The 1916-nt window shown below is 69.5% G+C and carries 1 protein-coding gene and 1 pseudogene; one reads left to right on the top strand and one right to left on the bottom strand.

Going from position 1 to position 1916, the window contains the following annotated elements; translation table 11 throughout:
* Positions 1-279: 279 nt before the first annotated feature.
* Positions 280-1470 (top strand): PLP-dependent lyase/thiolase, encoded by a 1191-nt coding sequence (locus WBV89_RS00580; protein WP_423979400.1) that lies wholly within the window; start codon positions 280-282, stop codon positions 1468-1470.
* Here WBV89_RS00580 and WBV89_RS00575 read toward each other — a convergent pair.
* Positions 1460-1916: pseudogene (locus tag WBV89_RS00575) on the bottom strand (hypothetical protein); the annotation flags it as partial. The gene WBV89_RS00580 and the pseudogene WBV89_RS00575 sit on opposite strands and share 11 nt — an antisense overlap.

Here is a 1916-nt window from a genome sequence, read left to right as displayed (position 1 = left end):
TACTACACGTGGGTCGAGCAGCAGGGGACGCCGTTCGAACTGTTCGAGGCCCGCCGCCACCAGGACTTCTGGAAGGGACTGCGTCGCTACGTCGGAGTGTGGGACGACATGATCGACGACTTCAACGGTCGCGTCGCAGCATCCACCGCCGGCGGCTGAGAGGTGGATCCCGTGCACGCGGTCGTCGGGTGGGAATGCCGCGTCTGCGGGGCCCGGCTCGACATCACCGAACCGGCACCGTGGCGATGCCCGCGCTCGAGTCTGACCGATCGTCACCACGTGCTGGTACCGATCACGGTGCACGGCTCCGCGCACTCCGAGCAGCCCAGCTCCGACCATCCGTTCATCGCACACGATGCCCGCCTCGCGTGGGCAGCGACCGCCGACGCGCTCGGGATGACTCCCGCAGCGCGCGCAGCGCTGGTTCGTGAGCTCGATGACGCCGTGCGCGAGGTCGACGGGACGGGTTTCGTCGTCACCCCGTTCACCCGCTCGGACGTGCTGTCCGACGAACTCGGTTTCTCGGATGCCGGCGGCGTGTGGGTCAAGGACGAGACCGGAGGCGTGGGAGGCAGCCAGAAGTCGCGGCATCTCTTCTCGATCCTTCTGCACCTGCGCGCGATGGAGCTGCTCGGCGAGCTCGTCGAACGGCCCCGTCTCGCGATCGCCTCGTGCGGCAACGCGGCCCTGGCGGCAGCGACGCTCGCGTGCGCAGCACGGTGGCCGATCGATGTGTACGTTCCGACGTGGATGAGCGACGGTTTCGGAGATCGTCTCGACGAACTCGGTGCCACCGTCCACCGATGCGCTCGGCGATCCGAGGACCTGCCGGGGGACCCGGCGATGCTGCGGTTCCGGGAAGCGGTCGAGAACGGATCGGTCCCGTTCACCGTGCAAGGTCCCGAGAATGCGCTGTGCCTCGACGGTGGCCGCACGATCGGGTGGGAGATCGGCGCGCAGGTACACGCTCCGGAGGGGCCGGGCCGGCTGGATGGCGTGTTCGTGCAGGTCGGCGGTGGAGCCTTCGCGGCCTCCCTCGGGTCCGGGTTGAACGATGACGATCCGGCGGTGCCGTTGTTCGCCGTCCAGGCCGAGGGCTGCGCTCCGTTCGACCGGGCGCGCCGCCGTTCCGTCGGGCTCGACGATCCAGCGTCGCAGTGGGAGCAGGTGATGACCCCGTGGACCGACCCGGCGTCGCTCGCCGACGGGATCCTCGACGACGAGACCTACGACTGGCTCGGCGTGCTCGACGCGATCGACAGGTCGGGGGGAAGGTCGGTCGTCGCCTCCGAAGCGAACATCGTCGCCGCTCACGAATTGGCGCATCGCGCCGGCTTCGATGCGAGTGCCACCGGCAGCTCGGGTCTTGCCGGACTCCTGCAGGTCGTCGCGGCGGAGCCGCGAGCGGAATCGGCGGCTTTCGACCCAACCGCGTGTGTTGCGGTGGTGATGAGCGGCATCACCCGCTGACCCGAGATTTCTCGTCGCCCCGATCACCTCCATGGCGGACGACGAGTATCGTCGGGACGATGGTGGGACGATGGACTCGGATCGGTACTGCCGCCGCGTTCATCGTCGGCGCGGCCGTCGCTGTCGGGCCCTCCCACTCGTCGGTTGCCGCTCCTTCGATCAGTCGGGTGGCGATCCCCGCGCCCGGGGCGGATTCGGGTCCGGGCGTGTCCGATGACGGGCTGATCGTCGTGTTCGCGAACACCGCGACCGACGGGACGTCCCGCGTCATGGTGCACGATCGCCGTGCAGCGTCGACGATCGTGGTCGCCGGGTCCGAGGGTGCGCTTCGTCCTGCCGTGAGTGGCGACGGGTGCACGATTGCATGGTCGGCACCGGCCGTCGTCGTCCCGCCGACGACACAGCCTCCTCCCTCGTCGTCCACGACGGTCCCGCCCGCACCCACC

This window comes from Ilumatobacter sp., assembly GCF_049588435.1.
Classification (GTDB): domain Bacteria; phylum Actinomycetota; class Acidimicrobiia; order Acidimicrobiales; family Ilumatobacteraceae; genus Ilumatobacter_A.
Note: the sequence above shows the minus strand (reverse complement) of the source record. Positions and strands in the feature narration are given on the sequence as shown.